Genomic DNA, 21,773 nt, shown 5'->3' with positions numbered 1-21,773 from the left:
TGCGGGAGCGTGTCCGCGGTGGCCTCGACGCCCGGGGCGACCAGCGTCGGTTCGTCCACGTCGGCGAGGATGTGCGCCCAGGCAGCCACACCGGCTGCCTGATCGGTCCCGTTGATACGGCGCAGGTAGTCGGCGAAGTCCTGGGTGGTCCGGGCAACCTGTCCCGTATATGTCTGCCCGGTTGCGTACAGGGACAACAGATCAGCGAGAACCAGCGGGCCGGACCATCCGTCCAGGATGATGTGGTGGTTGGTGACGATGACCCGGGTGGTGTCCGGTCCACGGACCACCACGAAGCGGACGAGTGGCGGCGACGCGAGGTCGAACGGACGGATCCGTTGTGCATCGGCGAGTTCCGCGACGATCGTGTCGAGGTCTTCGGGTGCTGCGCCGGCGACCGGCGTACTGCGGTCCACGACGTCCCACGGGATTTCCACCGACGGTGGCACGACCGCGACGACGGTTCCACCCGCAGTGCGCACATATCCCGATCGCAGCACGCGGTGGTGGGTGAACAGTGCCTGCGCCGCGCGCTGGAGCGACGTCACATCCACATCACCGCCCAGCGTCAGGATCGCCTGCGTCACATAGACATCGACGGCGCCTTCGGAGATACCGCCCTGCGCGAGCTCGGCCTGGAAGTGCAGTCCCCGCTGCAACGGCGTCAGCGGCCAGATGTCCGCGCCCGGGTGGGACGCCGCCAGTGCGTCGAGTTCGTGCTGGGTGAGTTCGGTGCCCGGCACGTCAGACGGCGACAGTCCGATCGACGTGCCCGCCCGGACCAGGTCGACGACGGCCGACAGCTCGTGCGCCCACAGTCCGAACAGCGCGTCGATCTCGTCCTCGGTGAAGAGCGCACCCGGGAAGTTGGCCCCGGCCACCAGCTTTCGCCTGCCGTCCGCGTCGTGCGACGTGGTGACGGTGACACCGAGCGCGGCCAGCGACACCATCGCGCCGGACGCGGACGAGCCGAGGACCGGCGCGTCGGGCGCGTTGGTGAACGGCAGGGCGTCGGTCTGGGCGGCAGCGGCCCCGCTGCCTGCGCCGAAGTAGTTGAACGAGATGGTCGGCAGCGGTCGTGACGCGAGTTCGGCGTCGGCTCCGGGCCCGTACCGCAACCAGCCGAACCCGATGCCGTTGTCCGGCTGGGCCAGTCGTTCCTCCTTGGCCGCCTTGACCGCGTGCACGACGTCCTCGCCCGGGTCGAGGGACACCGGGACCAGCGTGGTGAACCAGCCCACCGACCGGGACAGGTCGGCGCGGCGCGGCGACGGCCCGGTGGCGAGTACCTCTTCGTATCGCCCGTGCCCCTCGGTGAGGACCGTGACCGGTGCGGTGTCGGCGACCTCGCGATGGGTCTGCCACGACCGGACGGCGCGTGCGAACGCCCCCAGGAGAACGTCGTTGACGTTGCCCCCGAATGCCTCGGGCACCGAGGTCAGCACCGCCGCCGTGACGTCGGCGTCGATCTCGACGGAGACGAGGCGTTCGGTGGACATACGGTCTCGGTCCCGGTCCAGCTCGACGCCCAGCGAGGTGGGCCGGGCAGGCAGCCGGTCGAGCCAGTGGCCGACCTGTCCCGACCACGAATCAGTCCGCGCCGCAAGAGCATTGGTCCAGGCCAGAGCACTCGTCTGTTCCGCTCGCAGATCGATGTCGCGACCACTGGACAGCTGGGCCCAGCCGGTGACCAGGTCCTCGATCAGGACCGGCCACGACACGGCGTCGACGCCGAGGTGGTGGATCACGACGAGCACGCGTCCGGCGCCGCCGGGGTCCCGGACGACCGCGGCACGCGCGAGACGGCCGGTCGCCGGATCCAGCGTGGCCGAGATGGTCCGGAACGCGGCGCGCAGATCGGCGTCGAACCCGGCGGTGCCGATCGGCGCGGTGCTCGTGACGCCGATGACGGCCTCGGTCGCGTCGAAGCCGTGGCCCGCGACCGACTGCCAGCCGTCTTCGGTCTCGATCAGCGTCGCGGTGAGCATCGGATGCGCAGCGACGACCGCGGCGAGCAGATCGCTCATCTGCGCGACGTCGAGGTCCTCCGGCGCCAGCAGCACGGCAGCCTGGACGAAGTCGGCGAAGTCGGCCGGCTCCTGGGAATGCTCGATCATCCAGTGGACGACCGGCGACACCGTGACCTGGCCGACGCCGGCCGGTTCGCTCTCCTCGAGCATCTCCAGGCGTGCGGCACCGTTGTCGGCCGTCGCGGCCATCGCCCGGATCGTGCGGAGTCCGAAGATCTCGCGCGGGGACAGGTCGAGACCGGCGGCACGCGCCGCCGAGGCCAGCTGAATCGACATGATCGAGTCGCCACCCAGAGCGAAGAACGACTCGGTGACCGAGACGCGGTCGACACCGATCAGGTGCGCGACGATCGCGGCCAGCGTTTCCTCGGTCGAGCTCGCCGGCGCCACATAGTCCTCGGTGTGCACGCCGAAGTCGGGTTCGGGCAACGCCTTCCGGTCGATCTTGCCCGCGGTGTTCAGCTCCAGGAACGGAACCGTCACCCAGACCGTCGGTCGCATGTACTCCGGCAGCTCCGCCGCCACGGCCGCCTTGACCGAGTCGAGGTCGACGTCCTCCGGTGCCACGTAACCGACCAGATGGTCGGCGCCGGTCGGGGCCTTGGCGACCGTCACGGCGGTGTGCACGACGCCGTCGACGGCAGCGATCACCGACTCGATCTCGCCGAGTTCGATGCGCTGGCCACGCAACTTCACCTGGAAGTCGGTGCGGCCCAAGTATTCCAGCGAGCCGTCGGCCTGCCACCGCACCAGGTCGCCGGTGCGGTACAACCGGGAGCCCGGCGCGCCGAAGGGGTCGGCGACGAAACGCTCGGCGGACAGGTCGGGGCGCGCCGCGTAACCGCGCGCCAGCTGTACGCCACCGAGGTAGAGCTCACCCGGGACACCGGCAGGCACCGGCCGCAGCCGGGCGTCGAGGACCCAGGTGGACGTGTTCGCCACCGGCACGCCGATCGGGATCAGCGTGGGGGCCGAGGTCACGTCCGCGACGGCGACCTCGACCGCCGCCTCGGTCGGACCGAAGAGGTTGACGATCTGCACCTGCGGCAGCAGGGCGTGCAGCCGGGCGACGACGGCCGGGGGCAGCGCCTCGCCGGACGCGAACACCCAACGGAGCGACGAGAACTCGGCGAACCGAGCATCCGGGACGAGGTCGAGGAAGATCGACATCATCGAGGGCACGAAGTGCACCGAGGTGGCCCGGGTCTCGACGATCAGGTCGGCCAGGTACTCCGGATCGGTGTGTCCGCCCGGACGGGCGACGACCATCGTCGCGCCGGTCAGGAGCGGGCCGAACAGCTCCGGCACCGAGACGTCGAACGTGTACGGCGTCTTCTGCACGACGCGGTCGCCGACGGCCCAGGCGAACTCACCGAGTCCCCACCAGAGGCGGTTCATCACGGCGGTATGCGACACCGTCACGCCCTTGGGGCGGCCGGTCGAACCGGAGGTGAAGAGCGTGTATGCGGCGTGGTCACCGCGTAACGGCGCCAGACGCTCGGCGTCGGCGACCGGCGCGGCTTCCGTCGGCGGCGTCGAGGTGTCCACCTCGACGACCTGCACGCGGTCGCCGAGGCCGTCGATCGCGGGCGGCCGGGTTCCCGCGGCCACCAGCACGATCCGCGCCTGGGCGGTGTCGACCATGTACTCGACGCGGTCGGTGGGCGCTCCGGGATCGATGGGGACGTATTGGCCACCGGCGGCGAGGACGGCGTGCACGGCGACGACCATCTCCACCGACCGGTCGATGCAGACACCGACGGCGACGTCCGGCCCCACTCCGGATCCGATCAGTAGCCGCGCGAGATCGGCGACGCGGGAACCGAATTCACGGTAGGTGATCTCACGGTCGGCGAACCGCACCGCGATCTGTGCCGCGTGTGCGGCGACACCGTCGGCCACCGCCTCGGCGATCACCGACCGGCCGAAGGTCGCCGACTGCCCCACGGACCACTCGGCGACGCGCGCGCGGTCGTCGGCGGAGACCAGTGCCAGGTCGCCCACCGCACGGGATCGGCGCCCGGCGCCGGCGAGATCGCTCAGCACCGACACCAGCCGGGTCGAGAGTTCGGTCACCGTCTCGGGGTCGAACAGGTCCTGCGCGTAGATGACCGTGCCCGACCACGCGCGGCCGGGGACATCGGCCGCAACGGCGACGGCCAGGTCGAGTTGCGCCGAGACCTGTGGCGGGTCGACCGGCGTGATGGACAGTCCGGCGAGTTCGGGCGCGTCGGCGGAACCGCCGCCGTCGACCGGTAGTACGGCCCCGGACAGCAGCGACTGGTCCATGGTCAGCATGACCTGGGCGAGCGGTGCGAACGCCTCGGAGCGGATCGGATCCAGATGTTCGACGAGGGTCTCGAACGGGATGTCGGCGTTCGTGAAGGCGTCGAGATCGGTGGCCCGGACCTGGGTCAGCAACTCGTCGACCGTCATGCCAGGCACCACGCGCGACCGCAGTACCAAGGTGTTGACGAACATGCCGACGAGCGGATCGAGCACCCGCGATCCGCGCCCCGCGACCGGTGTGGCGATCGCGATGTCGTCGGTGGCCGAGAGGCGCGCGAGGAGCACCGCGAGGGCCGCGTGCACGACCATGAACGGGGTGACACCGTGCGCACGGGCGGCGCCGGCCACCGCCTCGGCGATGTCGGCCGGGATCTCGAAGCCGATGCGGCCGCCCCGGGCGGTGGCGATCGCCGGGCGCGGGCGGTCGGCCGGAAGCTCCAGCACGTCGGGAAGGCCGGCCAGGCGGTCGGTCCAGTGGGCGAGCTGCCGGCCGAGGACGGACTCGGGGTCGTCGGCTGAACCGAGCTGCTCGTGCTGCCAGATCGCGAAGTCGGCGAACTGCACCTCGAGCGGGACGAACGTCGGGGTCTCCCCGGCGCTGCGCGCGACGTAGGCCGTCACCATGTCGGCGACCAGCGGCTGCAGCGACTCGCCGTCGGAGGCGATGTGATGGGTGACGAGGCCCAGGACGTGGGTGTCGGCGTCGATCTGCCACAGGCACGCGCGGACCGGCCACTGGGCGGCCACGTCGAAGCCGCGGGACACCTCGGCCTCGAAGTCGCCCTGGGTATGCACGTGCGCGAAATCGAGATGCGCGGGCACCTGGTCGGCATCGGCGATCACCTGGTGCGGACCCTCGGCGTCCTGCGGGAACGTCGTCCGCAGCACCTCGTGCCGTACCACCACATCGGCGATCGCCGCGCGCAGTGCCTCGACATCGAGCCGGCCCGACATCCGGACGACGGCCGGGATGTTGTAGGTGGGCAGGCTCGGATCGAACTGGTTGATGAACCACATGCGCTGCTGTGCGAACGACAGCGGGATGCGTTCGGGGCGAGGCGACACCGCGACGATCGGGGCGCGTCCGTGGGCGTGCCGCGACCCGGACGCGATCAGATCACGGACGTTCGGCGCATCGAAGAGGTCCCGGACCGTGATCTCGGTGCCGAGCACGTCGCCGACGCGCGCGGCCAGGCGCATCGCCGACAGCGAGTTGCCGCCGAGGTCGAAGAAGCTGTCGGTCACGCCCACCCGGTCGACACCGAGGACATCGGCGAAGACAGCGGCCACCGACTCCTCGACGGGGGTGGTGGGAGCGACGGTCTCGCTGCTGCCGAAGTGCGGCTGCGGCAGGGATTTCCGGTCGATCTTGCCCGAGCTGTTGAGGGCGATGTCGGGCAGCGGCATCCACACCGTGGGACGCATGTACTCCGGCAGTTCCCGGACCACAGCCGCCTTGACCGCGTCCGTGGACACGGTGTCGGGAGCGAAGTATGCCACCAGATGCTGTCCCGAGCGAGGCGACTCGGCCACCGTCGCGGCGGCGTGGACCACTCCCGGTACGGACGCCAGAACCGTCTCGACCTCGCCGAGCTCGAGTCGCTGGCCGCGGAGCTTCACCTGGAAGTCCGTGCGGCCCAGGTATTCCAGCTGGCGACGCGCATTCCAGCGGACGAGGTCACCGGTCCGGTACATCCGGCCGCCCGGCGCGGCGTACGGATCGGCGACGAAGCGATCCGCAGTGAGATCGGGGCGCGACGCGTATCCCCGCGCCAGCTGGACACCCGACAGGTACAGCTCACCGGGTACGCCGACCGGCACCCGGTGCAGGCGCGAATCCAGAACTCGTACAGCAGTATTGGGCACGGGGACGCCGATCGGCACCGACGCCTCCCCCGCCCGCACCTGATGAGCGGTCACGTCCACCGCCGCCTCGGTCGGACCGTACAGATTGTGGACCTCGTTGCCCGGCAACGCCGCCACCAACGCCTGCGCCACCGGCGCGGTCAACGCCTCACCCGAGGTGAACGTCAACCGCAACGACGACAACTCACCCACCCGATCGCCCAAGACATCCAGGAACACCGACAACATCGACGGCACGAAATGGATGACCGACACCCGCTCAGCCGTGATCAACTCCGCCAGATACCGCGGATCACCATGCCGCTCCGGCTCGGCCACCACCAACGTCGCCCCCACCGCGAACGGCAGGAACAACTCCCACACCGACACATCGAACGTCACCGGCGTCTTCTGCACGAAGACATCCGAATCCTTGATCGAATACCAGTCCCGCATCCACTCCAGACGATTCACGATCGCCGCATGCGACACCGTCACACCCTTCGGCCGACCCGTCGACCCCGACGTGAACAACGTGTACGCCGCATCGGCGGGCTGCAGGGGCGCGAGCCGTTCGTCGTCGGTGACCGGTGCGGTGGCGAGATCGACCTCGACGGTCGCGTCGACCACGACAACCGAGACCGATTCACTCAGTCCCGCAATTGATTCCGGCACAGGACCGGCCGCGACCAGGACGTGACGCACACCCGCGGTCTCGACCATGTGAGCCGCGCGATCGCGTGGCGCGGCCGGATCGACGGGTACGTAGTGCCCGCCGGCGGCGACGACGGCGTGAATGGCCACCATCATCTCGATCGATCGCGGAAGGCACACGGCGACTGCGTCTCCGGGCTGCACGCCGGAGGCGAGCAGGGTTCGGGCGAGGGTCCACACCCGAGCACCGAACTCCCCATACCGCACCGACCGGCCGCCGAACGACAGCGCAAGCGCGTCCGGGTTCTCCGCGACCCGGGCGACGAGGGCGTCGGGCAGGGTGACAGCGGGAACGGCGGTCTCGGCGCCCGACTCGGCGCTCTCGATCTGTGCATGCGCGGCATCGTCGAGCAGGTTGATGTCACCCACCGGGGCGGCGGGAGACGTGACGAGCCGGCGCAGTACCTCGACGAAGCGCGCGCCGAATTCGGCGATCGTCGGCTCGTCGAACAGATCGGTCGCGTAGATCAGCGAGACGTCCCACGCGGCATCTGGTGTCGCGGTCACGGTGACCGTCATGTCCATCTGGGCGGCGACCGAGTCCCGCTCGACCGGCGCGATCCCCAGTTCGGTCACCGCGTCGACGACCGCACCGGCCGACATGGCCGGATCGAACGACAGCATCACCTGGGCGAGCGGCGAGAACGCCTCTGAGCGAACCGGATTGATTCGCTCCACCAGGGCCTCGAACGGCACGTCGGCGTGCGCGAACGCGTCCAGGTCGGTAACCCGGACCGCGGCGAGCAGCTCGTCGAAACTCATACCCGGCCGTACCTCGGAGCGAAGGACCAAGGTGTTGACGAACATGCCGACGAGCGGGTCGAGGGCACTCTGACCACGTCCCGCGATCGGGGTGGCGACCGCGATGTCCTCGGTGGCCGACAGCCGGGCGAGGACGACCGCGAGGGCGGCGTGGACCACCATGAAGGAGGTCATCCCCCGCTCGGCGCGCAAGGCGTCGACGGCCGCGGCGACGTCCGCGGGGATCTGCAGGCTGTGGTGTGCACCGTGGTTGGACGCCACCGCCGGACGTGGACGATCCGCCGGGAGTTCGAGGACCTCCGGCAGTCCGCCGAGCTGGGCCGTCCAGTACCCGAGCTGGCGACCGAGGATCGATTCCGGGTCATCGGGGTCGCCGAGGACGTCGTGCTGCCAGATCGCGTAGTCGGCGAACTGCACCGGCAGCGGGCCGAACTCCGGTTCGGACCCCCGGCTGCGCGCCTGGTACGCCGTGACGACGTCGGAGACCAGCGGCGCCAGCGACTCACCGTCTGCACCGATGTGGTGAAGGATGATCGCGAGGATCGCCTCGGTGTCGTCGATGCGCCAGAGTCGGGCCCGCAGGGGCCACTGGGCGGTGACGTCGAATCCGGTTCCCGCGGCGAGTTCGAGCTCGTCGGCGGAGTCCACCAGCGCCCAGTCGAGTCGAGTATCGACCTCGCCGGTGGGGTGGATCAGCTGATACGGCTCGCCGGCGTCGTCGGGGAAGGTCGTGCGGAGCACCTCGTGCCGCTCCACCGCGTCGACGATGGCGGCGCGCAGCGCGTGGGTGTCGAGCGGACCCGTCAGGCGCAGTACCGCCGGGATGTTGTAGGCGACCGAGTCGGGCTGGAACCGGTTGATGAACCAGATCCGGCGCTGAGCGAACGACAGCGGGATGCGCTCCGGGCGGGGCGACACCGCCACCACGGGTGGCAGAGTGCTTCCGCGCCCGGACACGGCGTCCACCAGATCCCGGACGGACGGCGCCTCGAACACGTCCCGCACCGACACCTCGGTACCGAGTGCGTCGGCGACGCGCGAGGCGAGGCGGGTCGCGGACAGCGAATTACCGCCGAGATCGAAGAAGCTTGTCGTGACACCGATCACGTCGACTCCGAGCACCTCGGCGAAGACCTGCGCGACCGCGGTCTCCTGCGGGCCGGTGGGCGCGACGATCTCCTCGACCACGGTGGCCGAGTCGGGTACCGGAAGGGCGTCGCGGTCGAGTTTGCCGTTCGCGGTGAGCGGCAGGGTGTCGACGTCGATGATCTGGTCCGGGACCATGTACGACGGCACCGCGCGGCCGGCGATGCGCCGGACCTCGGTCGCGTCGACCGCGTCCTGCGCGTCGCGGACCAGGTAACCGATGAGTTGCTCACCGCGGCCGGGGATGTCGACGACCCGGGCCGCTGCCGCGCTCACACCCGGCACCGCCAGCAGTGCCGCCTCGATCTCGCCGAACTCGATCCGGTAGCCACGCAACTGGACCTGCGCGTCACCGCGCCCGAGGTACTCGATGTCGTCGCCCACGCGACGGGCGAGGTCGCCGGTGCGGTACATGCGGGTTCCGGGCTCGCCGTAGGGTGAGGCCACGAAACGCGTCGACGACAGCCCGGCGCGCTTCAGGTAGCCCTGCGCCAGTTGCCCACCGGTGACGTACATCTCGCCCACGACACCCTCGGGGACCGGCCGCAGCCGGTCGTCGAGCACGTGGATGGCCAGCGACGACAGCGGCCGGCCGATGAAGCTCGCGTCGTCGGCCGCCACCGAGTGCGGGTCGAGCGGCCGGAAACTGACGTGCACGGTCGTCTCGGTGATGCCGTACATGTTGACCAGCGTCGTGGTCTCGTCCGGATGATCGTCGAACCAGCGCCGCACCTGCTCGAAGCTGAGCGCCTCGCCGCCGAACACGATGTAGCGCAACGACAGCGGGGTGTCGCGGCGTCGGCGGGTCTCGGCGAGCTGGTAGAACGCCGACGGCGTCTGGCTCAGCACGGTGACCCGTTCGCGGGCGAGCAGATCGAGGAACTCCTCCGGCGCCCGCGCCAGGTCCCGGTCGACCAGGACCAAGCGGCCACCGGTCAGCAGCGGTCCCCACAGCTCCCAGACCGAGAAGTCGAACGCGTACGAGTGGAACATCGTCCACACGTCCGTCTCGTCGATGTCGAAATCATCTGCGGCGGTGTCCATCAGGGTCACCACGTCGCGGTGGGTGACCTCGACACCCTTGGGCCGACCCGTGGAACCCGACGTGTAGATCACGTAGGCACGCGAATCAGGATGAACCGCAACCGGTTCCGAAGTCGCAGCGGCACCTTCAGCGATCAGCTGCGCGACCGGCACCACCGGCGTGGTGCCCAATCGGGACCACAGTTCGAAGTCCGCGGTCGTGTCGTCGATGATCACCGCGCTCGGCGCGGCATCGGAGACGATGAAACGCAGGCGGTCGACCGGATTGGTGGTGTCCAGCGGCAGATAGCCGGCGCCGGAACGCAACACACCCAGGATCGAGGAGACGAGATCGACGCCGCGGGAGGTCGCCACGGCGACGAGATCGCCGGTGGAGACTCCTCGCGCACTCAGGGCCGCGGCGACCGCGGCGGAACGTTCGTCGATCTCGCGGTAGTCGAGTGTGGACGTGGTGTCGGTGACGGCCGGACGATCGGCGTGGGTGCGCGCTGCCCGCGCGAACAACTCGGCGAGCGAGACGTCGGTATTGCGGGTCCGGGTGACCGGCGGCGTGAGCTCGCTGCGGTACTCGGCGTCGTCGAGCAGGGAGATGGCCCCGACCTCGGTGGCCGGGTCGGCGACGAGGGTCGTGAGGATGCGGATCAACGCATCCGAGTACACCTCCACCTGTCGCTCGTCGAAGGCGGCGGGCAGATACTTCAGTTTCAGCTCGATCTGGTCGCCGACCACGCCGGTCACCAGATTCAGCGGGTAGTGGGTCGAGTCGGTGGCGTCGAGATCCTCGATCCCGATGCCGCCGGCGTCGGCCCCTCGCTTCAGCGACTGGGCGTCGACCGGATAGGACTCGTGCACCGCGAGGGTGTCGAACAGCTGTCCGCGACCGACGAGTGCGGTCAGCTCGGGCAGTCCGAGGTGCTGGTGGTCGAGCACTGCGACCTTCGAGGCCTGCAGCGCGTCCAGGACGTCGGCGGCGCGGGCGCCCGGGTCGACGTCCGCGACCGCGGGCAAGGTGTTGATGAAGAGGCCGACCATCGTCTCGACGCCGTCCAGATCGGCCGGACGTCCGGAGACGGTCTCGCCGAAGACGACCGTGCGCCGGCCGGTGATGCGCGAGAGCAGCACCGCCCAGGCGAACTGCATCACCGTCGAGACGGTGACTCCCCGTGCGCGCGTGAGGTCGTCGACGGCGGAGGTGATCTCGGCCGGGAGCAGCACGCTGTGATCGCGCGGAAGCTGATCGGACGTCGCCTCGCGGGCGGAGCCGACGAGGGTCGGCTCGTCGACGGCGGACAGCACCGACCGCCAGGCCGCCAGTCCCGCTTCGGTATCGGAGGCGGCGATGTACCGCAGGTAGTCGAAGTAGTCTCCCCGAGCCCCGGATTCGGCGGCGACGGTGCCGGTGTAGGTCTGACCGGTGGCGTACAGCGCGAACAGGTCGGCCATGATCAGCGGGCTCGACCAGCCGTCGATCAGGATGTGGTGGCTGGTGACGACCAACGTCGAGCGCGTGCCACTGCGGACGAGGACGAACCGCATGAGCGGGCCGGACTCGAGGTCGAACGGCGTCGCGCGTTCGACCTGCGCGACCACGTCGATCGCATCGTCGCCGTTATCGGCATCCACTGTCCGCCAGGGGATCTCGAGAGTCTCCGGAACCACCGCGACGACCTCGCCGCTGGGTACCCGGACGAAACTGGAGCGCAGTACCCGATGGCGGGCGAAGACCTCGCGCACGGCCTCGGCGAGACGGGTGGCGTCGACCTCGCCCTTGAGCGTGAGAACCGCCTGCGCGGTATAGACGTCGACCGCCCCGGCTTCGCGGCCCGCCGCGGCGAGTTCGGCCTGGAACTGCAGGCCGCGCTGCAGCGGCGACAGCGGCCACACGTCGGCGCCCGGATACCGCCGGGCCAGGTGATCGAGATCGTCCTGGGTGACGCGCGCACCGAGGACATCCGACGGGGAGAGTCCCGGATCGCCGACGCGGGCGACCTCGTCGACGATGGTCGCGAGCTCGGCGTCCCAGCGCCGCGCGAGGTCGTCGACCGCCTCGGTGTCGATCGCGCCGCGCGGGAACGTGAATCCCGCGACGAACTCGCGACCGCTGTCGCCGATCGCGGTTCCCGCGTTGATGCTCAGCAGGTTCGGCACGACCATGGCGCCCGTGACCGTGCCGGGCAGGCGCGGTGCGGCGGGGTCGGGCAGGAACGGCATGCCCGTCTCGCCCACGTCCGAGGCGTTCTCGCCGCCGGCCCCGGTCCCCGTGACGTTGCCGAGGTAGTTGAAGCCGATGCTCGGCAACGGGCGCCGGGACAGCTCGGTGTCGCCGTAGCGGAGGAGTCCGTAACCGATCCCGTTGTCGAGCTGGCCGACCCGCTCCTCCTTGGCGAGCTTGACCGTGTGGACGGCGTCACCGCGGACGTCGACGGCCATCGGCGCGATGGTCGTGAACCACCCGACGGTCCGGGACAGATCCACGGTCCGCGGATCGGTTCCGCGTAGCAGGGCTTCCTCGTATCGGCCGTGCCCCTCGAGCAGGATGGTCACCGGCCGGTCGTCGGCGATGCCCCGGGCCTGCTGCCACGACCGGACAGCGCGCGCCAGAGCAGCCACGAGAGCGTCGTTGACGTTGCCGCGGAAGGCGGTCGGCACCGACGTCAGCAGCGCCTCGGTCACCGACGAGCCGACCGTGTGCACCACGGTCTCGGTGGTCGACATGCGGTCACGCGTGCGGTCGACCTCCGCCCCGAGGTCGGTGACCCGTTCCGGCGACCGTTCGAGCCAGTAGCGCAGCTCGTCGGATCGCCCGGCCCGCTGGGCGTCGAGCGCGGCGGTGAAGGCGCGCGCCGAGGTGACCTCCGGTCGCAACGAATACGCCTGACCGCCTTGATGTTGCGCCCACGCGGTCAGCAGGTCCTCGATGATGACCCGCCACGAGACGGCGTCGACGCCCAGGTGGTGGATGACGACGACGAGCCGTGCGGCGGCGTCGGGGTCGGTGACCAGAACGGCCGCGACGAGCTGCCCGGTGGTCGGGTCGAGACGCCGCGAGGCGTCCTCGAAGGCCGCGACGACGGTGTCCGAGAAGCCGGGGTCGCCGACGAGCGCGGGAGACGCGAGGGCGGTGACGGCGCCGGGATGCAGTGGCGCGACGCCGGTGCGCATGAGCCATTCGCCATCGGCCTGCCCGGGTTCGACCGCCGCGCTGAGCATCGGATGCACGGACACGACCTGCCCGAGGAGTTCCTGCGCGATCTCGACGGTGAGTCCGGCCGGCGCGGTCAGCACCATGGACTGGGAGAAATCGGCGAAGTCGGTGACCACGTCGGTCTGATCGAGGATCCACGAGACCACCGGCGGCACGGCCATCGGGCCGATCCCGCCGCCGGCCGGTTCCTCGAGGGCGGGCACCCGCTCGCCACGGGCGCCGACGGCGCGGGCGATCGCCCGAACGGTCTTGTGCTCGAAGATGTCTCGAGGCGACACATCGATCCCGGCGGCCCGCGCGGCCGAAGCGACCTGAATGGACATGATGGAATCGCCGCCGAGGGCGAAGAAGGAGTCGCTGACGCTGACGCGTTCGAGACCCAGGAGTCCGGCGATGATCGTGGCGAGCTGCTGCTCGACCGGCGTCTCGGCGTCGACGTGATCGGAGTCGACCTCGATGGTCGGCGCGGGGAGTGCCCGACGATCGAGCTTGCCCACCGGGGTCAGCGGCAGTGCGTCGAGCACGACGATCCCGGCCGGCACCATGAACAACGGCAACCGGTCGGCGAGATGCTCACGCAGCGTGGCGATGTCGACTGCGTCGCGCAACACCACGTAGGCGGCGAGCGCCGCGACGACCGACTGTCCACTCGCGGCGAGCCCGCCGTCGGAGTCGACGCCGACGACGACCGCGGAGGCCACCGCGGGGTGATCGCCGAGCGCACTCTCGATCTCGCCGAGTTCGATACGCAGACCGCGAAGCTTGATCTGGTCGTCGCTACGACCGACATAGTCCACCGAGAGCGACCAGTCGCGGTCACGGGCCCAGCGGACGATGTCCCCGGTGCGATAGATCCGGTCGCCCGGCGCGCCGAAGGGGTTGGCGACGAAGCGCTCCGCGGTCAGACCGCGGCGCGCGAGGTAGCCGCGCGCCAGGGCCGGGCCGCTCACGTACAGTTCGCCCGCCACCCCGACCGGAACTGGGCGGAGCCGGGAGTCGAGCACCAGCAGGTCGACGCCGCCGATCGGCGGTCCGACGAGGACCGGTTCCTCGACCCGCATGGGCGGGCCGATCGCGACACCGATCGTGGTCTCGGTGGGTCCGTAGAGGTTCTGGAAGCGCACCAGTGGTGCCCAGCGGTCACGCAAGGTGTCCGGGACCGCCTCACCGCCCGCGTAGACGGTGTGCAGATCCGGGAGGTCGGCCGGATCGAGGGAGGCGAGCACTGTCGGGGTGAGGAATGTATGGGTCACGCGGTGCTCGCGCATGAAGTCCGCGAGCGGTGCACCGGCCACCGCGTCGCGGTGCCGGTACACGACGGAGGCACCCACGGTGAAGGCGAGCAGATACTCGAGTACGAAGGCGTCGAAACTGGGTGAGGCGAAACCCAGGACGCGTGAGTCCGGGGTGATTCCGGATTTCTCCGCGGCCTCGACGCCGAAGTTGCGCAGGCCGCCCGCGGTGACCTCGACGCCCTTGGGCGTACCGGTCGATCCGGACGTGTAGATCACGTAGGCCGTGTCGTCGGCCCCGACCGCGCTCGGCCGGTCGGCGTCGGTCACAGGCGAATCACTGGCCGCCGCAACGGCTTCGATGAGCTCCGGCGCGTCCAGTTCCAGCCACTCGCTGCCGGGAATCCCGGGCCCGGCCACGTCGCCGAGCGTGAGCCCGAGCCGCGCACCGGAATCGGTGATCATGTGCGACACGCGATCCGCCGGGTAATCCGGGTCGATCGGTACGTACCCGGCCCCGGTCTTGGCCACCGCCCAGATCGCGACCATCAGTTCCGCCGACCGCGGGATGAGCAGCGCGACCAGGGTGCCGCGGCCGATGCCCCGATCCAGCAGGTGACGAGCCAGCCGGTTCGACGCGGCATCGAGCTCGGCGTACGTCAATGACCGCTCGGGGTCGACGACCGCGGTCCGGTCCGCTCCGCCGCGCCGGACCGCGGCGGCGAACAGCTCGGCCAGCGGCACGGCCGGCGTCGCGGGCTGACGGCCCACGGGGGTCAGCAGCTCGCGCTCGTCGGTGTCGAACAGGTCGGCGTCACCCACCGGCACGGTCGCGTCGGTGACCAGCTCGTGCAGCAACCGCGCGAATCGATCCATCATCCGCGCGACCGTCGCCTCGTCGAACAGGTCCGTGGCGTAGTTGACGCGGCCGATCCAGGACCCGGCGCGACCCCCGCGGAGTCCGACCGTCAGGTCCACCTTGGCCGAGTTCTCCTCGGTCTCCACCACTTCCACCGCGAGCTCGTCGATGTCGGCGACGAGAGTGGACGGATCCGCGGGAGTGGGGTCGACGGTCAGCAGGATCTGCGTCAGCGGCGCGAAGGCCTCCGAACGTGACGGCGCGAGTGCGTCCACGACCGCCTCGAAGGGGGCATCGGCGTGGGCGAAGGCGTCGAGATCGGTGACCCGCACGGCGTCGAGAAGGTCGGTGAACCGCTGCGCCGGGTCGACCACGGTCCGCAGCACGAGCGTGTTCACGAACATGCCGACCAGCGGATCCAGCGCGGCGTCGCCGCGTCCGGCGATCGGGGTGCCGATGGCGATGTCGTCGGTGGCCGAGAGTCGCGACAGCAGCACCGCCAGTGCCGCATGGATGACCATGAACTCGGTGACACCACGCTCGGTGGCGAGATTTCGGACGAGATCTGCTGTCGCCGAGTCGATCTCGAAACCGACTTCGGCGCCGGCCATCGACGCGACCTTCGGACGCGGACGGTCGGCGGGGAGTTCGAGCACCTCGGGAAGCCCGGCCAGCGCGGTGCGCCAGTAGTCGACCTGCGCCGAGACCCGCGAATCCGGGTCGTCGATCGAGCCGAGCTCACGACGTTGCCAGAGCGCGACGTCGGCGAACTGCACCTCCAGCTCGGCGAAGTCGGGCGAACGACCTTGGGAGCGCGCGACATACGCGGTCACCACGTCGGTGACGAGCGGGCGCATCGATTCGCCGTCGCCGGCGATGTGGTGGATCACGATGAGGACGATGTGCTCGAGGTCGTCGACGCGATGCACCCGGATGCGGATCGGTCGCTGCACGGCGACGTCGAAACCCGCACCGGCGGCGGCGAACAGGTCGGATTCCTCGTCGACGACAGCCCAGTCGAGTTCGGCGTCCACACCGGTCGCGTCCCCGATGACCTGTCGCGGTGCGCCGTCGATCGACGGGAACACCGTGCGGAGCACTTCCTGACGCTCGACGACGTCGACCATCGCGGCACGCAGCGCGGCGAGGTCGAGCTTGCCACGCAGGCGCAGGGCAATCGGGATGTTGTAGGCCGCCGAGCTGGTGTCGAACTGGTTGATGAACCAGATGCGTTGCTGCGCATAGGACAGCGGGATCTCATCCGGGCGCGGGCGCACCGCGGTGACCGGCGGGAGGCCGGGTACGCGGTCGGCGACGCGCTGCGCGAGCTCACGCACGCTCGGTGCGTCGAAGAGGTCGCGGACGCTGACCTCGACGCCGAGCGCCGCACCGGCGCGGGCCGCGACCCGCATCGCGGCCAGGGAGTTGCCGCCGAGATCGAAGAAGGAGTCGACGACCGAGACCCGCTCGACCCCGAGGACCTCGGCGACGACAGCGGCCAGGGCCTGCTCGGCCGGCGTCGTCGGCTCGACGATCTCGGACTCGGACACGGTGGGCGCCGGCAGCGCGCGCCGGTCGACCTTGCCGGAGGCGTTACGGGGCATCTCGTCGAGGACGACCCACAGTGTCGGGCGCAGGTGGGTGAGCAACCGTTCCGCGGCGAAGGCGCGGACCGTGTCGACGTCCACGGTGTCGCCCGGATGGCCCGTCAGGTAGGCGACGAGCGCATCACCCGCGGAGGTGGTGGTCACCGCGGCAGCAGCGGCGACCACGCCCGGCGCGGCGGACAGGACTGCCTCGGTCTCGCCGAGTTCGATGCGCTGTCCGTGGATCTTGACCTGGAAGTCGGCGCGGCCGAGATACTCGAGTTCACCGTCGGCGCGCCAGCGTGCGAGGTCGCCGGTCCGGTACAGCCGCGAGCCCGCTGGGCCGGCCAGGTCGGCGACGAACGCCTGGGCGGTCAGCGCCGGCGCGCCGGCATACCCGCGGGCCATCTGCGCGCCACCCAGGTACAGCTCGCCGGGAACGCCGGGCGGCACCGGGCGGAGGCGGTTGTCGAGGACCCGGGCCGTCACGCCCGGTGCCGGGCGGCCGATGGTGACGACCTCGGCCGGTTCGACCAGGGGCCGGATCGTCGCGTCCACCGTCATCTCGGTCGGCCCGTACTGGTTGACGACCACCGCGTGCGGGGCGGCCGCAAGCGTCTGCTGCGTCACCGCGGGGGTGAGTGACTCACCGCCGGTGAAGATCTGACGCACCGAGGACAGACCGGTGGCGGGATCGAAGCTCTCGTCGAGGAACACCGCGAGCAGCGATGGCACGAACTGGACGGAGGTGACCCGCTCGTCGGCGATGACGCGGGCGAGATGCGCCGGATCACGGTGGCCGTCGGGTGTTGCGACCACGGCGGTGGCGCCCGCGACGAACGGCCAGAACAGCTCCCAGACCGAGGCGTCGAAGGTGTAGGGGGTCTTCACCAGCACCCGTTCGTCCGCCGGGTCACCGGTGTAGGCCCCGAACCAGGACAGCATGTCGTGCAGGCCCCGGTGGGTGACGGTCACACCCTTGGGCTGTCCGGTCGAGCCCGAGGTGAACAGCGTGTAGACCGGGTGCCCGGCGCGCAGCGCCACCGGACGATCCGCGGGGGTGAGGGGAGCCGACGCAGCGGTCGCGAGCGCGTCGAGATCGACGGTGACGAAGGTTTCCGGAACGGTGGACGCGGCCTCGGCCCAGCTCGGACGTGCCCCGGCGACGACCACCGTCGACGCACCGGACAGCGCCAGCTGCCGGCGGACGACCTCGGCCGGCGCCTCCGGGTCGATCGGCACGTAGGTTCCGCCGGCGAGCACGATCCCGTGGATCGCGACGAGCATCTCGACCGACCGCGGAACGGCAACCGCGACCGCCACATCCGGCCCGACACCCTGCTCGAGCAGTCGTCGTGCGAACGCGTGGACCAGCGCCCCGTACTCGGCATGGTCGTAGGTGCGCCCGCCCGCGCGAACGGCGGGGCGGGACGCGTTGCGGGCGAACGAGTCCGCCAGCGCATCCGCGACCGTGACGACCTGCCCGGGACCGGCGTCGGTGTCAGCCGCACCGACCCATCGTTCGATCGCCTCGTGCTCGGCCGAGGTCATCAGCTCGGCGTCGCCGACAGGCGCACCCGGGTCCGCGGTCAGGGCGTCGAGAAGGCGGACGAACCGATCGGCGAACAGGCGCACCGATTCGGCGTCGTACAGGTCGGTCGCATAGAGCACCGAGCCCTGCCAGTTGTCGCCGTTGTCGGCGATGCCGACGGTCAGGTCGACGCGCGCGGAGAGTTCGTCCGGTTCGGCCGGGGTCACGGCCAGGCCGCCGGCCTCGCCGATCGTCCCCCCGCCGATCGTCAACGTCTGCGAGGCCAGGTCGGCGATGGCCGACTGGTCGAAGGCGAGCCACACCTGCGCGAGGGGCGCGTAGGCCTCGGTGCGCAGCGGGTTCACCCGTTCGACGACCGCCTCGAAGGGGATGTCCGCGTTCGCGAAGGCCTCGAGATCGGTGCGGCGGACGTCGTCGAGCAGTTGGTCGAAGCCGGCCGAGGAGTCGACGCCGGTCCGAAGGACCAACGTGTTGACGAACATCCCGACCATCGGGTCCAAGATCGACTGGCCACGACCGGCGATCGGCGTCCCGACGGCGATGTCCTCGGTCGCGGACAGACGCGACAGCAGGACCGCGAGCGCCGCATGCGCGACCATGAACGGGGTCAGCCCGCGATCGCGGGCCAGGCGCGCAACACGCTCCGAGACCTCCTGCGGCACACTGAATTCGACGCGTGCACCGCGCTGTGAGGCCACGGCCGGACGTGGGCGGTCGGTGGGCAGCTCGAGCACGTCGGGCGCGCCGTCGAGTTGTCGAGCCCAGTACTGCAACTGCGCGCCGATGAGCGACGAGTCGTCGGTGGCGGCACCGAACACCCGGCGCTGCCACAGCGCTACGTCGGCCATATGGACCGGCAGCGGTTCGAACTCGGGCGCACGCCCGGCGACCCGTGCGGTGTACGCGGTGATCAGGTCGGTCACCAGCGGCGCCAGTGATTCGCCGTCACACGAGATGTGGTGCACCACCATCCCGAGGACCGCCTCGGTGTCCGAGATCCGGGAGAAGCCGACGCGCACCGGCAGTTCCGCGACCAGGTCGAATCCGCCGAGCATCACCTGCGGCAGTGCCGCTTCCGGCACCTCGCGCCAGTCGAGCATCGCAGCCGTCGCCGACGGCTCGTGGACGAGCTGATAGGCGTCGCCGTCGGCTTCGGGATAGGTGGTTCGCAGGACCTCGTGGCGCGTCATGACGTCGAGCAACGCCGCACGCAGCGCGTCGGCGTCCACGTCGCCCGACAGCCGCAGGACCATCGGGATGTTGTAGGCGGGCGAGGCCGGGTCGAACCGGTTGATGAACCACATGCGCTGCTGTGCGAGCGACAGCGGGATGCGGTCCGGACGGTCGGCGACGGGCTCGATCGGGGGCAACCCCGGGCGCTTCGACGCTGCGGCCAGTGCGAGGTCGCGAACCGTCGGGGCGTCGAAGAGATCACGGACGGTGAGGTCGACGCCGAGCGTCTCCGCGGCGCGGCCGACGATGCGGGCGGCCAGCAGCGAGTTGCCACCGACGTCGAACACCGACTCGACGACGCTGATGTCCTCGAGACCCAGTACCTCCGCGAAGATGTCCCGCAGGGCCGCCTCGGTGTCGTCCTCGGGCGCGACGAACTCGGTCGTCGACGCGAGCACCGGCCGCGGCAGTGCGCCGCGATCGAGTTTGCCGTTCTGGGTCAGTGGCAGCCGCTCGACCGCCATGACGACGTCGGGGACCATGTATTCCGGCACAGTGGTCGCGACTCGGCGGCGGACGAGTTGTTCGTCGAGTTCGACGCCCGGCTCGGGAACCACGTAGGCGGCGAGGATCTCACCCCGGTCGGGCAGGTCCACGACGTTGGCCGCACCCGCCGCGATCCCGTCGACACCGACGAGTGCGGCCTCGATCTCGCCGTACTCGATACGGAATCCCCGGAGCTGGACCTGGGCGTCGCCCCGACCGAGGTACTCGATGTCGTCGCCGACGCGGCGCGCCAGATCGCCGGTCCGGTACATGCGGTCACCGGAACCGTTCGGCGCGAACGGGTTCGCGACGAAACGCGTGGCACTGAGGCCGGCCCGGCGGAGATAACCCTGCGCGAGTTGCTTTCCGGTGACGTACATCTCACCGATGACGCCATCGGGCACCGGCCGCAGCCGCGAATCGAGGATGTGAATGTCCAGCGACGACAGCGGTCGTCCGATGAACGACGCGTCACCCGCCGACACCGCGTCGCGGTCCAGCGCGCGATAGCTGACGTGCACCGTGGTCTCGGTGATGCCGTACATGTTGACCAGCTGCGCACCGTCGGCCGGGTTGTCGTCGAACCACCGCCGGACCTGTTCGAAACTCAGCGCCTCACCGCCGAACACGATGTAGCGCAGCGCAAACGAGGCCTGCTTCTGCCGCTGGGCGGTGATGAGCTGGTAGAAGGCCGACGGCGTCTGGCTCAGCACCGTGACCCGCTCGGACTCGAGCAGCTCGACGAAGGCGTCCGGATCGCGCGTGGTGTCCTGGTCGACCACGACGACGCGCCCGCCGGTGACCAGCGGTCCCCAGATCTCCCAGACCGAGAAGTCGAACGCGTAGGAGTGGAACAGCGTCCACACGTCGTCCGGACCGAACGAGAACTCCTCCGCCGCGGCCTTCATCAGCGCGACGACCTCGTGATGCGAGACGACGACGCCCTTCGGCCGGCCCGTCGAACCCGAGGTGTAGATCAGGTAGGCCGGCAGCCGCTCGTCGAGGGCCTCCCCCGCTCCCTGAGGAGTCCCGGCTGCCAACTCCTCGGGCGCCGCGAACCGTACGTCGACGACGCCCCACGCCGCGGCGAGTTCCGCATCGGCGAGCACCAGCAGCGGCGCGGCGTCGTCGATGATCGACTGCGCGCGCGCGACCGGCTGGGAGCGGTCGAGGGGCAGGTACGCGGCCCCGGTCTTGAGGACGGCGAGCAGGGCCACGATCAGCTCGGCACGGCGCGGGAGCGCGACGCCGACGAGGCGGCCCGGACCCGCGCCGGTGGCACGGAGTGCGCCGGCCAGCGCATCGGACCGCTCGTCGAGCTCGCGATAGGACAATACGGCGCCGCTTGCGTCGCTGACGGCGGGCCGGTCGGCGTGGCGGGCCACCGCGGCACGGACGAGACCGGGCAGTGAGCCGAGGTCGGTGCTGCCGATCAGCTCCAGGGCCCGCTCTCGGATCAGCGCGATCGCGCGCCGGGTGGCGTCGGCGATCTCCGCGGGCGCGCGACCGGCCGCGGCCTCGGTCTGGGTGACCCCGGCGCCGACGGCTGCCTCGGTGTCGAGCCCCTGCGCGATGAAGATCTGGGCCGTTGCCGAGACCCGTGCGTACAGCTCACCGAAGGTGACCGGACCGGACACCGCCTCGTAGGCGGTCTCGGAGGGTGCGACGCCGGCCGAGAAGGCGATCAGGTGCAATGTCGAAGGCCGCGAGCCCCAGGTGAGAGAGATGTTGGAGGCCGTTGAATCGACATCGGTCACGTCTGAGTCATTCCTTCGGTCGACTGAACTGCT

General features: G+C 70.5%; 1 protein-coding gene (cut by a window edge). It reads right to left on the bottom strand.

From position 1 onward, the window contains the following. Nucleotides 1–21,740: the 5' portion of a non-ribosomal peptide synthase/polyketide synthase gene (locus tag FFS52_RS09720; protein WP_137809555.1), read on the bottom strand. The gene continues 18,427 nt to the left of window position 1, outside the view; only the first 21,740 of its 40,167 coding nucleotides appear in the window; its start codon is at nucleotides 21,738–21,740; its stop codon lies off the left edge, out of view. Between the last annotated feature and the right edge of the window lie 33 nt (nucleotides 21,741–21,773).

The organism is Gordonia sp. ALPHA1B1 (assembly GCF_005502615.1).
GTDB lineage: Bacteria > Actinomycetota > Actinomycetes > Mycobacteriales > Mycobacteriaceae > Gordonia > Gordonia hongkongensis.
This window is presented reverse-complemented; position numbering and strand designations above follow the sequence as displayed.